This window comes from Nocardia sp. NBC_01388, from assembly GCF_045040085.1.
GTDB lineage: Bacteria > Actinomycetota > Actinomycetes > Mycobacteriales > Mycobacteriaceae > Nocardia.
This window is the reverse complement of sequence record NZ_CP109553.1, coordinates 7480079-7499305: the sequence shown is the minus strand read 5'-3', so window position 1 is coordinate 7499305 and position 19227 is coordinate 7480079. Positions and strand designations below refer to the sequence as shown.

Sequence of the window (19227 nt, the reverse complement as noted above, 5' to 3'; positions counted from 1 at the left end):
AAAACAGCGGAGCCGGTTGCCGATCGCAGCAGCGACCGGCAACCGGCTCCGAAATTCTTTGTGGCTCAGTGAGCGAATCGTGGTGGCTCAGTGAGCGAAGTGCCGCGAACCCGTCAGGTACAGCGTGACACCGGCCTCGCGGCACAGCTCGATGGTGTCCTTGTCGCGAATCGACCCGCCCGGGTGCACGATGGCGCGCACGCCCGCGTTCACCAGAATCTGCGGACCGTCCGAGAACGGGAAGAACGCATCAGAGGCGGCCACCGAACCGGCGGCGCGCTCACCGGCCCGCTCCACCGCCAGCTTGCACGAGTCGACCCGGTTGACCTGCCCCATACCGACGCCGACGGCGGCGCCGTCGTGGGCCAGCAGAATGGCATTCGACTTCACGGCACGGCAAGCGCGCCAGGCGAATTCGAGATCGGCCAGGGTCTGCGCATCGGCGGCTTCACCGGCCGCGAGCGTCCAATTGGCCGCGCTGTCGCCCTCGGCGTGCAGGATATCGCGATCCTGCAGCAGCAGACCGCCGCTGATCGGGCGCAGCTCCGCACCCCGCCGCTGCGCGGGGGTGGCGACGAGCACGCGCACATTCTTCTTGCGCTGCAACACTTCCACCGCGCCATTGGCATAGCCGGGCGCGACGATGACCTCGGTGAAGATCTCGGCGACCTGCTCGGCCATCTCCACACTGACCTCGCGGTTGGCCGCGATGACGCCGCCGTACGCGCTGACCGGATCGGTGGCGTGCGCCTTGCGGTGCGCCTCGGCGATATCCGCGGCCACGGCCACGCCACACGGGTTGGCGTGCTTGATGATCGCCACGGCGGGCTCGTCGAAGTCGTACGCGGCACGCCAGGCGGCATCGGCATCGGTGTAGTTGTTGTACGACATTTCCTTGCCGTGCAACTGCTCCGCCTGCGCCAGACCCGCGGGACCGGCCTCGCTGGTGTACAGCGCGGCGCCCTGGTGCGGGTTCTCGCCATAGCGCAGCACCGAGTCACGGTTCCAAGTCGCGCCGACCCACTCCGGGAAGTGCTGTGCCGCATCCGATTCCACGCCCTCGGCGACCTGCGCGGCCGGAACCGCCACACTGGTCATCCAGCTCGCGACCGCCACATCGTAGGTGGCGGTGTGCTGGAAAGCCTTGGCCGCCAGCGCGGTCCGCTCGGCGAAGGTGAAGCCGCCGTCCTGCACGGACTTCAGCACGCGGTCGTACTCGCCCGTATCGACGACCACCGCGACCGAGGGGTGGTTCTTGGCGGCGGCGCGCACCATGGAGGGCCCGCCGATATCGATCTGCTCGACCGACGCGTCGATGCTCGCGCCACTGGCGACGGTCTGGGTGAACGGGTACAGGTTCACCACGACCAGCTGGAAGGCCTCGACACCGAGCTCGACGAGCTGATCGAGGTGCTCATCCTTGCGGGTGTCGGCCAGGATGCCGGCGTGCACGCGCGGGTGCAGGGTCTTGACCCGGCCGTCCAGGGTCTCCGGAAAACCGGTCAGGTCTTCCACTTTGGTGACCGGGATACCGGCATCGGCGATCTTGCCCGCGGTCGAGCCGGTCGACACCAGCTCCACACCCGCGGCGTGCAGACCCGACGCCAGTTCGATCAGACCGGCCTTGTCGTAGACGCTGACCAGGGCCCGCTTGATGGATTTACGCTCAGCTGAGCCCGACTGCCGTTCGCTGCGCTCACTCACCGGAGAACCTCATCTGGGATAACTGCCTTTCGTCCATCGGAGACAATGCCTCGATTCGCGACCGCGGCGACAACCTCCGCCAGCAGCCGCCGCTCCACAACCTTGATGCGCTCGTGCAGGGTGGCCTCGTCATCGGAGGGCAGCACCGCCACCGCCTCCTGCGCGAGGATGGCACCGGTATCGATACCCGAATCCACCAGATGCACGGTGGAACCGGTCACCCGGACCCCGTACGCCAGCGCGTCCCGCACCCCGTGCGCGCCCGGGAAAGCCGGCAGCAGCGCGGGATGGGTATTGATGATGCGACCGTCGAACCGCTTCAGGAAACGCGGACCGAGGATCTTCATGAAACCGGCGGACACCACCAGATCCGGTGCGAAGGCATCGACGATCTCGGTCAGCGCCTGATCCCAGGCATCACGATCCTCGAAATCGCTCAGCTCGACCATGAACGACGAAATATCGAAGGCCTCGGCATGATCCATGGCCGCGCACTCGCGATCCACTCCGACGGCGACGACCCGGGCCGGATAGCCGGGCTTCCCAGTGGCTTCGAGCAGTGAATGCAGCAGCGAACCGGTACCGGAGGCGAGCACGACAACCGTCGCGGGCGCGCTCGGCGGCAGCAGCTGGGCAGGCGAGGAACTCAGCGCACTACTCCCTGTGTATCGGGCGGAAAGGGGACGGCGGGATGCAGCCCCGCTTCCCTAAAGCCTAGCTGTGCCGCCTCTCCGGAACTTTAGCGCCCGGCTGAGAGCAACTCCGGTCCCATTCGCGTAGTGCGGTCAGGGGCGCCGAAACTTTTGGGGGTACCCAGGGAGTTACCCGGACCTCACGAGATCAGTGGTCGCCTTCTACTACTTCGGCGTCGAGGATCTCGGAGTCGTCGTCGGGCGCCCGATGTATTTGCGGGATGAGTTCGGGGTCGTCGTCGAGGAGTTCACCGTCGAGCTCGACCACCTGGCCGGGGTCGTCGTAGTAGTCGTCGTCGTACTCGTCGTCCTCGTAGTAGTCCTCTTCGTATTCGGTGTCGTCGTAGGTGTCGTCCTCGTACTCGGCGCTGTAGTCGGGCTCGTCGTAGTCGTATTCGGCGGGCGGGGCGGGCGCGAACCAGCGGGCGGCCAGTACGCCGACGTAGCCGGGCACCGCGAGCCAGAGGAAGGCCAGCGCGGCCGCGACGGCGACGTTCGGCCCGAGCCAGCCGAAGGTGCCCAGGTCTCCCCCGGCGACCACGCCGAGGATCGTGAGCAGTACGGCGGCGACGCCGGCGGCGGTCAGGGTCGCCCAGGGGGCGCGGGGGTGATCGCCGGCATTGCGGCCGCAGTCCAAGCCGCCGAGCACGCCCACCGCGGCGGGAGCCACCAGCAGTACGAACCACCAGGCGGCGGCCGGGCCCGACGGCACGGCCGCGACCAGGGGCACCGCGGGCACGGGCGCACCGTCGACACCGAAGACACCCAGTGATCCGGCGCCGATGTGGACCTCACCGCCGAGCAGCACGCTCACCGCGCCGACCAGCGCGTTCGGCAGGTAGGCCAGCGACAGCAGCGTCAAACCCAGTGCGCCCCAGAAATTTCCGGCATTGTGATAGGTATCGCCGATCCGCGACCAGTGCACCAGGAACGACACCAGCGTGAGCACCGCCGCGACGGCGAGCAGTCGCCACACCGCGCGCAGTCCGGCCCGCACGCCCGAAACCACCCAGTGCGGCAGCGGAATCGGCAGCAGATCGGTGTAATCCCGCCAGTGCCGCAGGCCCACACCCGCGATCACGGCCAGCAGTTGCAGGCCGATCACCCAGGCGAAGGCGACCGAGGTATTCGGCGGCTGCAGGGCCACCACCGCCGACGCGTCATCGGCCACGGCCAGGCATACCGCCGTCACCAGCAGCGGACCACCGACCGCCGCACCCGCGATCCAGGCCAGATCGGTCGGCGTGCAATCCCCGTCGGCCGCACAGTGATCCGCGGCCCGCGCACAATCGCGCGCCACCAGCCACAGCATCAACCCGGTGGGCAGCAGCGGCCACAGTCCGATCGCCGTCCTGCCGATGGTCAGCGGAACCTGGTGCACCGCAAGCCAGCTCGCCGCAATGGCTCCGGACGCCCCGGACAGCCCGCTCCCCGCCGCGAACAGCGTCCCGAACACCACCGCGAAAATCAGCAGCAGCGTAATGGCCGACGCGCGCGCCGCCACGAAGAACAACACCCGGGCCCGCTCGGGTGTGAGCGACCCGAACCCGCCCCCACCCGCCGAGACCGGACCACGCGGCACATCCCGCAGATCGTCAGTCACGCGAGCCAGGGTAGTTCTCGGGGCACTCATGGAAAACCAGCGTGGCAGCTCTCACCAACGGAAAGTGGCAGGCGCGCCGGATGACTCGAACCGTAATACCAGGTCAGCCACTCGGCATCGAGTAAAGCAGCACCCCGTCATCCCGGTGCGCATTTGGCCAGGATCCCCTGGAATCGGATGGGTCACCGTGGATCCCGGCCAAAAGCTTGCAGGGATGACGAGGGTGTACGGCTGAGCCGACGGGGGTTCGGTGGGGACCCGGCGAGGGGTCGGGGACCCGGCGAGGGGTCGGGGACGGAGCCTCGGGGGCGATGCCGGATATACACGAACGGCCCCCGGTGTCTACCGGGGGCCGTTCGGGTATTCGTTTGTCGAGCGCTACTGCTTATCGTCCTGACCCGGACGGAATGAGCGGGTCGCGTCCGCGGACGGGTCGGCGGCCTGCTCGCCGCCGAACGGCTGCGCCGGACGCGCGGACGGCTGGGCGCCGAAGTGCTGCGTCGGAGCGGCGTCGCCACCGGCTGGCTGCTGCTGGCCGTACTGCTGCTGGCCGTAACCACCACTCGGCTGCTGACCGTAGGACGGCTGCTGCTGACCGTAGGTCGGCTGCTGCTGTGAACCGGTGCCGTATCCGGCGGGCTGCTGCCCGTAGGACGGCTGCTGCGGGTACTGACCACCCGTGCCGTAGCCCGGCTGCTGACCACCCTGCTGCGCCGGCTGCCCGAACGCGGGCGGCTGACCCGGCTGACCGTAACCAGCCTGCTGGCCGTAACCCGGGTACTGCTGCCCACCGGTCTGTCCGAACTGCTGCTGACCGTAACCCTGCGGCGCGGCCGGCTTCGGCGCCGGCGGCTTGATGATGCCCGCCTCGAAAAGCACTGCCAGCACGGCGATCACGGCCTGCACGAAGGACAGGAACACGACCACCCAGCCACCCCACTTGGTGGCCAGATCACCGGTGAAGGAGTTGAACAGGATCGACAGGAAGCCCGCCACCGAGGCGGCTGCGATCACTGCGTTCAAGTTCTGCTTGGGCAGAATCAGCGACAGACCCGCGAGCAGACCCGCGAAGAGCAGGATGCCGACGAGCAGCGGATCCGACTCGAAAAGGCTGTAGGTGAGGCTGAGTTCCTTGCTGCCCTTGTAGGGCGCCCACCCGAGCAGGAAGTTGATCACACCGAGGGCGGCGATGCCGACGGTGAGGAAAAAGGGAAGTCCCTTGCCTGGTGCGGCCGTCGTACTCGACCCTGCTGCGGGACCACCCGTGGGCTGCGAGCCATATCCAGGCGTGTTGGAAGGCGTCTGCGCGGGCCCGTTGTATCCCGAGCCCCCGGTCGGGTATGACATGTCGTCGTCTCCTATCGAGTCGTTCACGAACTCCCACCGACGCTACTGCACCGCACCGCCGAGAGCACCACCTACCACCGGCCGTGCCCATTCCGCAATAGCCGAAACCCCCTGTCCGCACAGTCGGATTCGCCCCCCGCCGCCCCCACAACCCGAAGCCCCGCCGCCCCCACGACCCAAATACGACGAAGGCCGCCTCCCCAGCGGGGAGGCGGCCTTCGAGGCTCGTATTGCGATGGCGACACCTGATTTCGCGAGTTCGGGGTAACTCCCCGGGTACCCCCGAAATCGGTGTCGCCCCTGAACCGCACCACGCGTCCCCAACCCCAACGGCTCCCAGCCGGGCGCTAAAGGTCCGGAGAGGCGGTTACGCGGTGATGCTGGCCTTCTCCAGGATTTCGCGCGCCAGGGCGGCGGTCTCGGACGGGGTCTTGCCGACCTTCACGCCCGCGGCCTCGAGGGCCTCCTTCTTGCCCTGCGCGGTGCCCGCACCGTCGGAGACGATGGCGCCGGCGTGGCCCATGGTCTTGCCCTCGGGCGCGGTGAAACCCGCGACGTAGCCGACGACCGGCTTGGTGACATTGGCCTTGATGTAGGCCGCGGCCCGCTCCTCGGCGTCGCCGCCGATTTCGCCGATCATGACGATGAGCTTGGTCTCGGGATCCTTCTCGAACGCCTCGATGGCGTCGATGTGGGTGGTGCCGATGACCGGGTCGCCGCCGATGCCGATGGCGGTGGAGAAACCGAAGTCCCGCAGCTCGAACATCATCTGGTAGGTCAGGGTGCCGGACTTGGAGACCAGGCCGATCGGGCCCTTGCCCGCGATGGTGGCCGGGGTGATGCCGACCAGCGACTCACCCGGGGTGATGATGCCGGGGCAGTTCGGGCCGATGATGCGGGTCTTGTTGCCCTTCTCCACGTTGTAGGCCCACGCGTACGCGGAGTCCTGCACCGGGATGCCCTCGGTGATGACCACGAGCAGCGGGATCTCCGCGTCGATGGCCTCGAGGATGGCGTCCTTGGAGAACGCGGGCGGCACGAAGGCGATCGAGGTGTCGGCCCCGGTCTTCTCCATGGCCTCGGCGACGGTCGCGAACACCGGCAGCTCGACGGGGTTGCCGTCCTTGTCGGTGTGCGACACGGTGGTGCCGGCCTTACGGGCGTTGACGCCGCCGACGACCTGGGTGCCGGCCTTCAGCATCAGTGCGGTGTGCTTGGTGCCCTCGCCGCCGGTGATGCCCTGGACGATGACCTTGTTGTCCTTGTTGAGGAAGATCGACATGTTGGTTCGTGTCCTTACTTGGCGGCGGCCAGTTCGGCAGCCTTGTCGGCGCCTTCGTCCATGGTCTGAGCAAGCGTCACCAGCGGGTGCGCGAAGTCGGCGAGGATCTGGCGACCCTCTTCGACCTTATTGCCGTCGAGCCGGACGACCAGCGGCTTGTTGGCCTCGGCGCCCAGGGTGTTCAGCGCGCCGACAATGCCGTTCGCGACCGCGTCACAGGCGGTGATGCCACCGAAGACGTTCACGAACACGGACTTGACCTGGGCGTCGTTCAGGATGACGTCCAGACCGGCGGCCATGACGGCAGCCGAGGCGCCGCCGCCGATGTCCAGGAAGTTGGCGGGCTTGACGCCGCCGTGGTTCTCACCGGCGTACGCGACGACGTCGAGGGTCGACATGACCAGACCCGCGCCGTTGCCGATGATGCCGACCTCACCGTCGAGCTTCACGTAGTTGAGGTCGTTCTGCTTGGCCTTGAGCTCCAGCGGATCGGTCGCGTCGATATCCGCGAACTCCGCATGGTCGGGGTGGCGGAACTCGGCGTTCTCGTCCAGCGTGACCTTGCCGTCGAGGGCCAGGATCTGGTTGTCCGGGGTGCGGACCAGCGGGTTGACCTCGACCAGGGTGGCATCTTCCTTGACGAAGACCTCCCACAGCGCCTGGATGGTCACGGCCGCGGCGTCGAGGATGTCGGCGGGCAGGTGGCCCTGCTCGGCAATGGAGCGAGCGAACGCCAGATCCACGCCCTTGACGGCGTCGACCGGAATCTTGGCCAGCATCTCGGGCTTCTGAACGGCGACCTCTTCGATCTCCATGCCGCCCTCGACCGAGCACATGGCCAGGTAGCTGCGGTTGGAACGATCGAGCAGGAAGGAGATGTAGTACTCCGAAGCGATGTCCTTGGCCTCGGCGACCAGGACCTTCTTGGTGATGTGTCCCTTGATGTCCAGGCCCAGGATGTTCGTGGCGTGGGTGAAGGCGTCATCGGGGGTGGCGGCGTACTTCACGCCACCGGCCTTGCCGCGCCCACCGGCCTTGACCTGTGCCTTGATCATGACAGGCTTGCCGATTTCTTCCGCGATCGCGCGCGCGTCCTCGGCCGTGTCGGTGACGCGGCCCTCCGACGAAGGCACTCCGTGCTTCACGAAGAGTTCCTTCGCCTGATATTCGAAGAGATCCATGTACTCACCGTCTCGTCTGCGTTGTTGTGACAACGTCTGTGTTGGTGGCCCGTGGTCGGCCCGTAGCGACTTGCTTGCATGTCACTCGAAAGGGCCAGGGGGTCGGGTCGGACTCTAATCAGTCACACGGAGCCGAAATCAGCCGCATACAGCCTAAGTGGCGCAGGTCACGGTACTGTCTCTGTGCTTACAAAACGCCTTGTCAATGCTACTCGCGGGTAGCTTGTTGACGGTGCGCCAGGTAGGACACTCGAATCCCGGAGAGTGACCGGGAGTACTACATGTTGTCGTTGACAAGGCGCACTTGGTTACCCAAAGCACAGTGTGGAAATTCCGACCCGTAAGGTGATGAATGTCACACACGCGCGCCGAACCATGTTCATCGCTTGCTGACCCGCAATCGTTTCGTTACCGTCGATGCGGTCGATGTCACAACCCGGTCACGACAGGAGGACGGCAGGCTTGACGCAGCACAGCGCTCCGCAGGTAGAGCTTCGCTCCGCAGGCACTCCGTCAGCACCGCGGCTTCACCAGGGTCAGCTCCGATGAGCGACGGCCCCTTCCCCGAAACTCTGCGCGCCAACCGCGGCCACCGCTATCGTGATGAGGCCGAGAACGTCGGCGGCGCAACACATTCCGCCACAGCCCAGGCCACTCGCGGGCAGGTCTCGCACGGCGACTGGGAGGCCACCCGCTCCTGGCACGCGCCCGCGGTGAGCCGGCAGCCCCAGCCTGATTGGCAGGCGGCGCAAGCCACATGGGAGCCCCGCGCCGATACCGGCACCGCCGACAATTGGTCGGCTCCCGCCGCCGACGGCTGGGCCGCGCCCGAGCCGGCCGGGCAGTTCCGGGCCGAGTGGGATGCGCCGGCCGATCCGGCGCGCTCAGCCGATTACCGGCCGGTCTACAGCTTCCGCACCGCTTCCGGCGCGCGCCTCGATTTCTCCGGTGACGGCGCCCGTGTCGATCAGCCCGCTCCCGAGAACGATTCGGCCGAGCCGGTCGCGGCCCGCTCCGGCGGTCGCCGCCGCGCGACCGGTACGCACCGTGTTCCCAGCCCGCCGCACTCGCTCAAGGGTCGCGCCGCAGTGGTGGCCGTGGCCGCCGGCGCGGTTGTCGCCGCCGCGCAGAGCGGTCTGGAGACCAGCGCACCGCACGCCGACAATGTCGAATACCAGGCTGCCTCCCAGGTTCGCGATCTCGCCGCCACCCAGAACCTCGCCTCCGACGCACCGAGCGGCGCCCCGCAGGTCCTGAATGTCGGCACCGCGGCGGATATCAACCAGTTCAACGACATTCTGCAGAAGGGCCAGAAGTACGCGGCCGATCTGACCGCGGCCGCGGACTCCAAACTCCGCCCGCTGTTCACCAAGTTCGCCAGCGGCACTTTCACCTCCGGCTTCGGTACTCGCTGGGGCGTAGAACATCTCGGCGTGGACGTGGCCGCCCCCATCGGCACCCCCATCTACGCCGTAGCCGACGGCACCGTCCTCGACGCCGGTCCCGCCTCCGGTTTCGGTATGTGGGTGCGCCTGATGCACGATGACGGCACCATCACCGTCTACGGCCACGTCGACACGGCCGTCGTCTCGGTCGGCCAGCGCGTCCTGGCAGGCGATCAGATCGCCACCGTAGGCAACCGCGGCTTCTCCACCGGCCCCCACTGCCACTTCGAAGTCTGGCTCAACGGCTCCAACAAAATCGACCCCCTCCCCTGGCTCGCCTCCCGAGGCATCTCCCTCGGCATCGAGCGCGATTAGCTGTCCCGCCTCTCCGAACCTTTGGCGCACCGGTAAGAACCACAGCAGTCCCATTCGCGTGCCCTCGGTCAGGTACGAAAAAGTTCTGGGGGTACCCCAGGAGTTACCCAGACCTCACGAAATCTGTTGTCGCCTTTACCTTCAAAATCCGGCTCGGCCACGGCCGAGCCGGATCTACTCGACTTTGCGCGGCCCGCTGGCATAAAGCCACCAGAGCGGCAGCAGTCTGGGTGGTGACGGGACAACTGATCTCGCGACCGTCGGGGTAACTCCTGGGGCACCCCCAAATCGAGTGCGCACCCAACCGCCGGCACGCGTGCACGACAGCAGACGGCTCCGAGCTGGGCGCCAAAGTTCCGGGGAGGCGGGTCAGAGTTTGACTATGGTGCGGCTGTAGCTGGGGATGAGGCGGATTTTTCCTGCGGTGCCGAAGTCGATGGTGACGGTGGCCAGGGCGCCGAAGCCTTCGGCGGCTACTACTCGGCCGAGGCCGTATTTGTCGTCGCTGACGCGGTCGCCTACGGCGAGGACCAGGCCGGAGTTATTGCGTTTGCCGGTGCCGCCCGCGGCGGAGGGGGCGGGGCGGCGTTCGCCGCGGACGCCGGGGCGCGGTTCCCAGCCGTCGCCGCGGGTCCAGTCGCGGTCGAGGCCGTCGTCGTCACCGCGGCGGCGCAGGCTGCGGCCGGTTTGGGAGACGACGGGCTCGAGGCGGCGCCAGTCCATCAGGTGGCCCGGGATTTCCTGCAGGAAGCGGGATTCTGGGTTGGAGACGGGCTGGCCCCAGCCGGAGCGGACCACGGCGCGGGTGAGGTAGAGGCGCTTGCGGGCGCGGGTGATGCCGACGTAGGCGAGGCGGCGTTCCTCGGCGAGTTCGGTGGGGTCGCCGAGCGCGCGCATATGCGGGAACTGACCGTCCTCCCAGCCGGTGACGAAGACGACGGGGAATTCCAGCCCCTTGGCGGTGTGCAGGGTCATCATGGTGACCACGCCGGTGCCCTCGTCCGGAATCTGGTCACTGTCGGCGACCAGGGACACGCGCTCGAGGAAGGCGGCGAGCGTTCCCGGATCGGGCTCGCCCTCGGCCTGCTCGGGCACGATGCCCTCGGCCGCGGCGGCCTCCACATTGTTGCGGGCCTCGGAGCTGAACTCGCGTGCCACGCTGACCAATTCATTGAGGTTGTCGAGCCGCGCGCCGTCCTGCGGATCGTCGGAGGCCTCGAGTTCGCGGCGGTAGCCGGTGCGGTCGAGCACGGCTTCGACGATATTGCCCACATCCGGGAAGTCGAGGTCGTCCTGCGCACCCGCGGCCCGGATCTCGTCGAGCAGTTCCACGAACCCGGCGATGGCCCGCTGCGCACGGGTATTGAGCAGCGCCACCGTGCCGCCGGCGGCATCCCGAAGCGCCTGTGCGAAGCCGATATTGCGCTGTTCGGCATGCACGGCGACACAGGCTTCGGCGCGATCACCGATGCCGCGGCGCGGCGTATTGAGAATGCGGCGCAGGCTCACCGCATCGTCCGGATTCTGCAGCACGCGCAGGTAGGCGACGATATCGCGGACCTCTTTGCGCTCATAGAAGCGCACGCCGCCGACAACCTTGTACGGCAACCCCATTCGAATGAAGATCTCTTCGAGCGCACGGGAGTTGTTGTTGGTGCGATAGAAAACCGCGACATCGTTGTAGCTGGCATCGCCCGCATCCACCAGCCGGTCGATCTCGCGCGCCACGAACGAGGCCTCGTCGTGCTCGTTGTCTGCGACGTAGCCGACGATCAGGTCGCCGTCACCGGCATCGGTCCACAGCTTCTTGTCGCGCCGGTTCTCATTGCGGGAGATGACCGCGTTGGCGGCGGCCAGAATATGCTGGGTGGAGCGGTAATTCTGTTCCAGCAGAATGGTTTCCGCATCGGGGAAGTCCCGTTCGAACTCTTCGATATTGCGAATGGTCGCGCCGCGGAACGCGTAGATGGACTGGTCCGCGTCACCGACAACACAGAGTTCGCTGGGCGGCACCGCATCCGGCCCGTCCTGGGTGAGGGTGTCATCGTCACCCCATGCGGTCCGGTGATGCCCGACCAGTTCGCGCACGAGGGTGTACTGCGCGTGGTTGGTGTCCTGGTACTCGTCGACGAGCACGTGCCGGAACCGCCGCCGGTAGTACTCGGCCACCGGCGGATGCCGCTGCAGCATGCCGACCGTCTCGCCGATGAGGTCGTCGAAGTCCATGGCATTGGCCGCGCGCAGCCGCCGCTGATACTCGTCGTAGACGCGGGCGACCAGGCGCGGCAGTTCGGCCTCTTCGCTCTCGGCGTCGGCGGCGGCCTGGGCCGGGTCGATGAGCTCGTTCTTGAGGTTGGAGATGGCGGTGGCGAGCAGGCGCGGCGTGTACTTCTTGGCGTCGAGATCGAAGTCGCGGCTGACCATGGCCAGCAGCCGGCGCGAGTCGTCGGCGTCGTAGATGGAGAAGTTGGAGTTGAGCCCGGCCACCAGCGCGGCCTGGGTGCGCAGAATGCGGACGCAGCTGGAGTGGAAGGTGGAGACCCACATTCCGGCCGCGCGCGGACCCACCAGCCCGGCCACGCGCTCCCGCATTTCGGCCGCGGCCTTGTTGGTGAAGGTGATCGCCAGGATTTCGCCCGGGCGGACGCCGCGGGCGTCCAGTAGGTAGGCGATGCGGCGGGTGAGGACAGCCGTTTTGCCGGATCCGGCGCCCGCCACGATGAGCAGCGGAGTTCCGGTGTGCACCACCGCCGCGCGCTGTTGCGGATTCAAACCTTCGAGCAATTGCTCGGTCTTCTGCTCGTCCTGCGCCACCGTCGTCTTCATCGCCCAACCACGCTACCGGCGACCACCGACAGGTACGCAGTCCGGCGGCAGAAGGTGTCCGATAAGTGCCGGTGCGGCGAACTCCAGGAGAACCGCGGGGGCCGAAAAACTCAGGAGATTCACAAACGATCATGTTTTGGTTTGCCTGCCCCACATGGCACACTGGCCTCATGACCGGCGCTTTGGCGACTGAATACACCTGAGCGCGCCCCGCGGGGGACAATGTAGGGCGCAAGAGGTCACATTCTTGGTGAAGAACCGATCGGTAACGGGTCGGGGCCGCCTGCCGATCGACGTTCTGGACCACGAGGAGTTGAAAGTATGAGCATCTCGACGACGGGGCAATCCGAACCTGCCACCGGAGCGGACTCCGCCAAGCCCGCCGAAGCCGCGCCCACCCCTACTACGGCGCTGCTCCCGGAAGCGGAGATCGACAAGCTGCGCAAGGAAATCGACAAGCTCGACGCCGAGATTCTCGCGGCAATCAAGCGCCGTACGGAGGTCTCCCGCATTATCGGGCGGACCCGCATGGCCAATGGCGGCACCAAGCTCGTGCACTCTCGCGAGATGAAGGTGCTGGAGCGTTTCAGCGAGCTGGGCCAGGAGGGTCACACCCTCGCCATGCTGCTGCTGAGACTCGGCCGCGGCAGACTGGGGCACTGAATTTTCTGCACTGAATTTTCTGCCTCCGCTTCGCTGCGGCGGGTTCGCGGCCCTGTTACCCGGGTCTTCCCTCCTCCGCTCCTCCGCTTCGCTCCCCCGCTCCGTCAGTCCAGACCCGGGCGGGCCGCGAACTTGGAGTGGGGGCACGGGATGGATTTTGGTGGCATAAGCACTGAGAATTCGCCGGTCGGCCACCAGTTCGGTGCTCTGTGCTAACGCCGGGCACCTCTCGTGCCGATACAACGGTCGGTGTGCCGTAGGGGCCACACACAAACCACGCGACACTCGTGCGAGCGAGTCGAGCTTTCCAAGAGGCCGCCCCGGGTGTCATACCCCGGGGCGGTTCTTCATTTTCCGGTCAGGGCGGCTTCCGGTCAGGGCAGGGCGATGTACTTGGTGTTGAGGTACTCCTCGATGCCTTCGGAGCCGCCTTCGCGCCCGAAGCCCGATTCCTTCACACCGCCGAAGGGCGCGGCCGGATCGGAGATCACGCCGCGGTTGACACCGACCATGCCGGTCTCGAGTCCCTCGGCCACGCGGAGCGCGCGGTCCAGACTCTGTGTGTAAACGTATGCGACCAGCCCGAATTCGGTGTCGTTCGCCGCGGCCAGGCCCTCCTCCTCGGTATCGAAACCGACAATCGGGGCGACCGGCCCGAACACCTCTTCGCGCAGGATGCGGGCCTGCGGCGGCAGATCGGTGAGCACCGTCGCCGGGTAGAACCAGCCAGGTCCACCAGGCGCTTTGCCGCCCAATTCGATTCGCGCACCGACCGAAACAGCGTCCTCGACCAGTTCGGTGACGGTCTCCAACTGGTCCTGATTGATCAGCGGTCCGAGCGTCGTGGCCGGATCGGTGCCCGGTCCGAGCTGGTATTCGCCCATGGCGGACACCAGTTTCCGAGTGAACTCCGCGCGCACCGAGTTGTGCACATGAAAACGATTGGCCGCCGTGCACGCCTCACCGCCGTTGCGCAGCTTGGCCAGCACCGCGCCCTGGACGGCCGCATCGATATCGGCATCGTCGAAAACCACGAAGGGTGCGTTGCCGCCGAGTTCCATGGAGGTGCGCAGCAGCCCGTGCGCGGACTGCTCAACGAGCTTCTTACCGACCGGAGTGGACCCGGTGAAGGTGAGCTTGCGCAGCCGCGGATCGTTCAGCAGCGGGCCGGTGACGGCACCGGAACGACTGGTTGTGATCACCGACAGCACACCGTCGGGCAGTCCGGCGTCACGGCAGAGCTGTGCGAGCAGCAACATGGTGAGCGGCGTCTCGCCGGCGGGCTTGACGATCATGGTGCAACCGGCGGCGAGGGCGGGCCCGATCTTGCGGGTGCCCATGGCCAGCGGAAAGTTCCACGGTGTGATGGCCAGACACGGCCCGACCGGCTGTTTGGTCACCAGGATGCGGCCGGTGCCGCCCGGCGCGGACTGGTAGCGGCCGTGGATGCGGCTGGCCTCCTCGCTGAACCAGCGGAAGAATTCCGCGCCGTAGCGGACCTCATTGCGACTCTCGGGCAGGGCCTTGCCCATTTCGAGCGTCATGAGGAGCGCGAATTCCTCGGCGCGCGCGGTGATGGCCTCGAAGACGGCGCGCAGGATCTCCCCACGCTGCCGGGCCGGGGTGGCGGCCCATTCGGCCTGCACGGCGACGGCCGCGTCGAGGGCTCGAACCGCGTCCTCGGGACTGGCGTCGGCGATCTCGACGAGGACCTCCCCCGTCGCCGGATTACGCACCGGGAACGTCGCGCCGCCGGTCGCGTCGACCGGCCCGCCGATCCAGAGCTGGGTGGGTATGGAGTCGAGTAGTTCGCGTTCGGAAACCATGCCTGCCAGCGTAAGCCCGGTAGATCCGCGATGAGCCCACCGCGAGTTACCTGGCTTACCTGCGCGTAGCGACGGCGGGTTGTAACCTCGGCGGACGTGAGCAGCGACATCACCGCATCGGCGGCCTGGCGGAAACTGCACGACCATCATGCGTCCGTCGCCGGACGTCATCTGCGCGAATTCTTCGCCGAGGACCCAGCGCGCGGGCGTGAGCTGACCGTGCAGGCTGCCGACCTGCACATCGACTACTCCAAGCACCGGGTCACCCGCGAGACGCTGGATCTGCTGATCGAATTGGCGGAAACCGCTGGGGTGCAGGGCCATCGCGATGCCATGTTCGCCGGTGCGCACATCAATACCTCCGAGGACCGCGCGGTCGAGCATGTGGCGCTGCGGGTTCCGGCCGGGCAGGTGGTGCCGGTGGACGGCGCCGATGCCGGTGCACAGGTGCACGAGGTGCTGGACCGCATGGGTGCGTTCACCGATGCGGTGCGGTCCGGGCAGTGGCGCGGCGCGACCGGTGCACGCATCGCGACCGTGGTGAATATCGGTATCGGTGGTTCGGATCTGGGTCCGGCCATGGTGTATCTGGCGCTGCGGCACTACGCCGATGCCGGGATCTCGGCGCGCTTCGTCTCGAATGTCGATCCGGCGGACCTGGTTTCGAAGCTGGCCGGTCTGGATCCGGCGACCACGCTGTTCATCGTGGCGTCCAAGACCTTCTCCACGCTGGAGACGCTGACCAATGCCACCGCGGCGCGCCGCTGGCTGGTCGCGAGCCTCGGCGAGGAGGCGGTGGCCAAGCATTTCGTCGCGGTCTCCACCCATGAGCAGCGGGTGTCGGAGTTCGGTATCGACACCGCGAATATGTTCGGCTTCTGGGATTGGGTCGGCGGCCGCTATTCGGTGGATTCGGCCATCGGCCTGTCGGTGATGACGGTGATCGGCAAGGAGCGGTTCGCCGAATTCCTCGATGGCATGCACCGGATGGACGAGCACTTCCGCACCGCGCCGCCGGCCGAGAACGCGCCGCTGCTGCTGGGCCTGCTCGGCGTCTGGTACTCGAACTTCTTCGGCGCGCAGTCGCGGGCGGTGCTGCCGTATTCCAATGATCTGGCACGCTTTCCGGCGTATCTGCAGCAGTTGACCATGGAGTCCAACGGCAAATCGGTGCGCGCGGACGGCACCCCGGTGACCACGTCGACCGGTGAAATCTTCTGGGGCGAGCCGGGAACCAACGGCCAGCACGCGTTCTATCAACTGCTGCATCAGGGTACGCGGCTGGTGCCCGCCGATTTCATCGGATTCGCCCAGCCCACAGACGATCTGCCGACCATCGACGGCACCGGCAGCATGCACGACATCCTGGTCAGCAATCTGGTCGCGCAGACGAAGGTGCTGGCATTCGGCAAGACGGCCGAGGAGATCACCGCCGAGGGCACCGATCCGAAGCTGGTGCCGCACAAGGTGATGCCGGGCAATCGCCCCTCCACCGCCATTCTGGCGCCGAAGCTCACACCGTCCACGCTGGGCCAGCTCATCGCGCTCTACGAGCACCAGGTGTTCGTGGAGGGTGCGATCTGGGGCATCGACAGTTTCGATCAGTGGGGCGTGGAGCTGGGCAAGCAGCAGGCGCTCGCCGTGGCGCCGCTGCTGACGTCGGCCGAAGAGCCTGCTCCGCAATCGGATTCGTCCACCGATGAGCTGATCCGCTGGTACCGCGCTCGCCGGCTCACCTAGCCGTCGGCCCACCCGGTGCGGTCAGACCGCGATCGCCAGCCCCAGCGAGGCGATCGCGAAGGCCAGGAACAGAACCGGGAAGGCGATATTGTGGACCACCCGGGTCCACAGGTGCACGATCACCGCGCACACGAAGAACAGGGTCAGGCCCGCCGCCGCGGCGATTCCCAGCGGCCGCAGGCCCAGCAGTCCGGCCAGCAGGCCGAGCGCCCCGGCGGCCTTGGCCGCGCCGAGCATCGGCAGCCAGGAGACGGGCACCCGGACCTCGGCGATGTTCTGCTTGACGAAGTCGGCCTTGATGATGGTCGCGACCCCCTCGAAGGCATTGGCCACGAGGGTGACGAGTGTGACGACGATGTAGGCGATAAACATGCCCACAGCCTGGTCAACCTCGCAGAAACGCGCCAATACCTGTTGTCATAACCAGGGGTTATGACTACTTCGCCTTCTTCGCCCGCTCCGGAAGCAGATCGGTCAGCGCCTCGTCGAGGGTCGGGTACCGGAAGCGGAATCCCGCCTGGCGCAATACCTCCGAGGTGGCGTGGCGTCCGGTGAGACCCAGCGCCGCATCGGTGCGCAGGAAGACCGCGCCGATGGCGAGCGCCGCCGCGGGTGTGGGCGGTGACCAGGGGCGGCGCAACTGGCGGCGCAGGGCCGCCATGAGCTCCCGATTGCGCACCGGGAAGTCGGTGGCCGCCACCACGATTCCGTTCGGCAGCGCCACGTCCGGGTCGAGGCCGAGGGCCGCGCGGACGATGCCGAGCCAGTCCCCGTGGTGAATCCAGCTGAACCACTGCGTGCCCGGGCCGACGCTGCCGCCCAGACCCGCCTTGGTCAGGGTCACCAGCCGCTTCATGGCCGGTGCGTCCGGATCGAGCACGATCGAGGTGCGCAGGATCGTCCAGTGCGTGACATTCGCGGCCACCTTGCCGCCCGCTCCCACAGCGCCGCTCGCGCCGGCGCCGCGACTCTCGACCTCGCCGCCGGTCTCGATGGCGGTACCGCTCTCGCCCGCAGCGGAGTTCATGCTCCCCCGCTCGCCGAAGAACGCGCGCTCCCAAGGCTCGGCGACCCCGGTCATCTGCGGCAATCCTGGATCCGGCAGCGGAGTGGTTTCGGTGCAACGGATTTCGCCCGCATCGGCCCAGATGGCGGTGGTGCTGGCCTGCACCCAGTAGTCGACGGGCCGCTCCAGGGTCTTCGAGGCCTCGACCAGCGCCTGTGTGGAATCGACTCGGCTGCGGCGCAATTCGGCGACATTGCGGGCGGTCGGCCGGCAGTCGACCAGCTTGCCCGCGAGATTGATGACCGCGGTGCGCCCCGGATTCCGCAGTGCGGTAACCCATTCACCGACGGTGCGCCCGTCCCATTCGAATTGCGCGTAGGGCAGCTCCGGCACCGCCCGGCGGGTGAGAATACGCACCCGCTGGCCACGGCAGGTCAGATCGGCGGCCAGGGTGCGCCCCAATGCCCCGGTGCCACCGGCGATTACGACAGTGAGCGCATCCTCGACCGGCCGCAGTCCGGCGAGCCGCGCCAGCCGGGCGAAGCAGGTGTGCGCATCGGTCTGCAGCAGCTGACCGACCACCTTGCGCGCGACCATCGCCGATCCGCCGCTGAAAGTGAGCCGCTGCACCAGTTCGGTGCCGCCGTCCCGCGGAGTCAGGGTCCAGCGCAGTCGCATGAGACCCGCGGGTTCGGGCTGTTCGAGGGTGAGTTCGCGTTCGGGCACGAAGGTGGCGATGGTGAAGGGTGCGGCGAGCCGCCCGTGCACCGCCTCGTTGACGCGCCCGCGCGGCAGGTAGTCACCGGTGACGCCGGCACCCGGTGCGGCGTGCAGGGTCACCGCCGTGACAGCCGGATTCCAGTCGGGCCAGCGGGCCGGATCGCCGAGCACCGCCCAGAGCCGCTCGGGCGGGAGGGCGATCCATTGGGTGTACGTCGTTGTACGAGGCATGCACTGACGCTATAACCGGGCCGCCCCGACCGGAACGTGGGCTTGGTCGCACCCGCCCGCTCCCGCCCCGGATATGAACCGCGACACCGCGCAGCACGGAGCCCTCGTGCATCGATAATCCTCGCTTCTCAATGGCGGGGAATTCTCCCGTTGACAGTGTGGGAGCGTGCGGCGGATGCTCGGCACGACCAGGTGACGGGCCGGGTCCTGTGCGAGCGAAGAGAGATACCCATGACCGCGAAAACCCGTGTCGAAGCAGTGATTACGGTTCACAAGTACGAGCCGTCCGTCTACGAGGAGCCCGCCGCGGGCCCGGTGCTGAGCAAGATCCACGTGGAGGAGAGCTTCAGCGGCGGCATCGAGGGCGACGGCGTTGTCGAATTCCTGCAGTCCGGCAATGCCGACGGCACCGCCAGTTTCGTCGGCATCGAGCGCATCACCGGCTCGGTCGACGGCAAGTCCGGCACATTCCTGCTGCAGGACAATGGAACCGTCGCCGACAACATCGTGAGCGGCGACTGGTTCGTGGTGCCGGGTTCGGGCACCGGCGAGCTGACCGGACTGCGTGGCACGGGCGGCTTCCGCGCCAATCTCGGTGAGGGCGCGCAGGTGTGGCTCGAGTACTGGTTCGAGGGATGAGCCTTGT

General features: G+C 67.4%; 14 protein-coding genes. 4 read left to right on the top strand and 10 right to left on the bottom strand.

The genetic code is table 11. The features are described 5' to 3' along the window. Positions 1-87: 87 nt before the first annotated feature. The 6 genes from purH to sucC all read right to left on the bottom strand — a co-directional run bounded on the left by purH (position 88) and on the right by sucC (position 7809). Entirely contained in the window at positions 88-1704 is a 1617-nt protein-coding gene (purH, locus tag OG716_RS35430) for a bifunctional phosphoribosylaminoimidazolecarboxamide formyltransferase/IMP cyclohydrolase (protein WP_405134673.1), read from the bottom strand. Next, a complete protein-coding gene (gene purN, locus OG716_RS35425; RefSeq protein ID WP_405140129.1) occupies positions 1701-2354 on the bottom strand; it encodes a phosphoribosylglycinamide formyltransferase in 654 nt (217 codons plus the stop codon). Before purN ends, purH begins: the two co-directional genes overlap by 4 nt. Before the next feature lie 190 nt (positions 2355-2544). Continuing rightward, complete coding sequence (locus OG716_RS35420; protein WP_405134672.1) at positions 2545-3999, bottom strand: DUF6350 family protein; 1455 nt, start codon at positions 3997-3999, stop codon at positions 2545-2547. 378 nt (positions 4000-4377) lie between these two features. Then, complete coding sequence (locus tag OG716_RS35415) at positions 4378-5346, bottom strand: DUF5336 domain-containing protein (protein ID WP_405134671.1); 969 nt, start codon at positions 5344-5346, stop codon at positions 4378-4380. Positions 5347-5713: 367 nt separating this feature from the next. After that, the gene (gene sucD, locus OG716_RS35410) at positions 5714-6628 is read right to left on the bottom strand and encodes a succinate--CoA ligase subunit alpha (RefSeq protein ID WP_355119655.1); all 915 of its coding nucleotides are present in this window, start codon (positions 6626-6628) and stop codon (positions 5714-5716) included. A 14-nt stretch (positions 6629-6642) separates the two neighbouring features. Next, the gene (gene sucC / locus OG716_RS35405; RefSeq protein WP_355119657.1) at positions 6643-7809 is read right to left on the bottom strand and encodes an ADP-forming succinate--CoA ligase subunit beta; all 1167 of its coding nucleotides are present in this window, start codon (positions 7807-7809) and stop codon (positions 6643-6645) included. Positions 7810-8522: 713 nt separating this feature from the next. Between sucC and OG716_RS35400 the strand changes: the two genes are divergently transcribed. Beyond that, the gene (locus tag OG716_RS35400) at positions 8523-9569 is read left to right on the top strand and encodes a M23 family metallopeptidase (RefSeq protein ID WP_405140127.1); all 1047 of its coding nucleotides are present in this window, start codon (positions 8523-8525) and stop codon (positions 9567-9569) included. Positions 9570-9938: 369 nt separating this feature from the next. On the opposite strand, the gene pcrA is transcribed toward OG716_RS35400, so the two are convergent. Continuing rightward, positions 9939-12395 carry a DNA helicase PcrA gene (pcrA, locus tag OG716_RS35395; protein WP_405134670.1) on the bottom strand — a complete coding sequence of 819 codons (2457 nt, stop codon included), beginning with the start codon at positions 12393-12395 and terminating at the stop codon, positions 9939-9941. Positions 12396-12716: 321 nt separating this feature from the next. Between pcrA and OG716_RS35390 the strand changes: the two genes are divergently transcribed. Then, a complete protein-coding gene (locus OG716_RS35390; protein WP_355119663.1) occupies positions 12717-13058 on the top strand; it encodes a chorismate mutase in 342 nt (113 codons plus the stop codon). A 374-nt stretch (positions 13059-13432) separates the two neighbouring features. On the opposite strand, the gene OG716_RS35385 is transcribed toward OG716_RS35390, so the two are convergent. Continuing rightward, positions 13433-14884 carry an NAD-dependent succinate-semialdehyde dehydrogenase gene (locus OG716_RS35385; protein ID WP_405134669.1) on the bottom strand — a complete coding sequence of 484 codons (1452 nt, stop codon included), beginning with the start codon at positions 14882-14884 and terminating at the stop codon, positions 13433-13435. A 96-nt stretch (positions 14885-14980) separates the two neighbouring features. On the opposite strand from OG716_RS35385, the gene pgi reads away from it, so the two are divergent. Further along, entirely contained in the window at positions 14981-16624 is a 1644-nt protein-coding gene (pgi, locus tag OG716_RS35380) for a glucose-6-phosphate isomerase (protein WP_405134668.1), read from the top strand. A gap of 21 nt (positions 16625-16645) precedes the next feature. Here pgi and OG716_RS35375 read toward each other — a convergent pair whose 3' ends face one another. Further along, positions 16646-16996 (bottom strand): DoxX family protein, encoded by a 351-nt coding sequence (locus OG716_RS35375; protein WP_405134667.1) that lies wholly within the window; start codon positions 16994-16996, stop codon positions 16646-16648. Positions 16997-17060: 64 nt separating this feature from the next. Beyond that, positions 17061-18581, bottom strand: a complete 1521-nt coding sequence (locus tag OG716_RS35370) for a DUF1731 domain-containing protein (protein WP_405134666.1) — start codon at positions 18579-18581, stop codon at positions 17061-17063. Between the two features lie 231 nt (positions 18582-18812). On the opposite strand from OG716_RS35370, the gene OG716_RS35365 reads away from it, so the two are divergent. Further along, complete coding sequence (locus OG716_RS35365) at positions 18813-19220, top strand: DUF3224 domain-containing protein (protein WP_405134665.1); 408 nt, start codon at positions 18813-18815, stop codon at positions 19218-19220. The last annotated feature ends 7 nt before the right edge of the window (positions 19221-19227 follow it).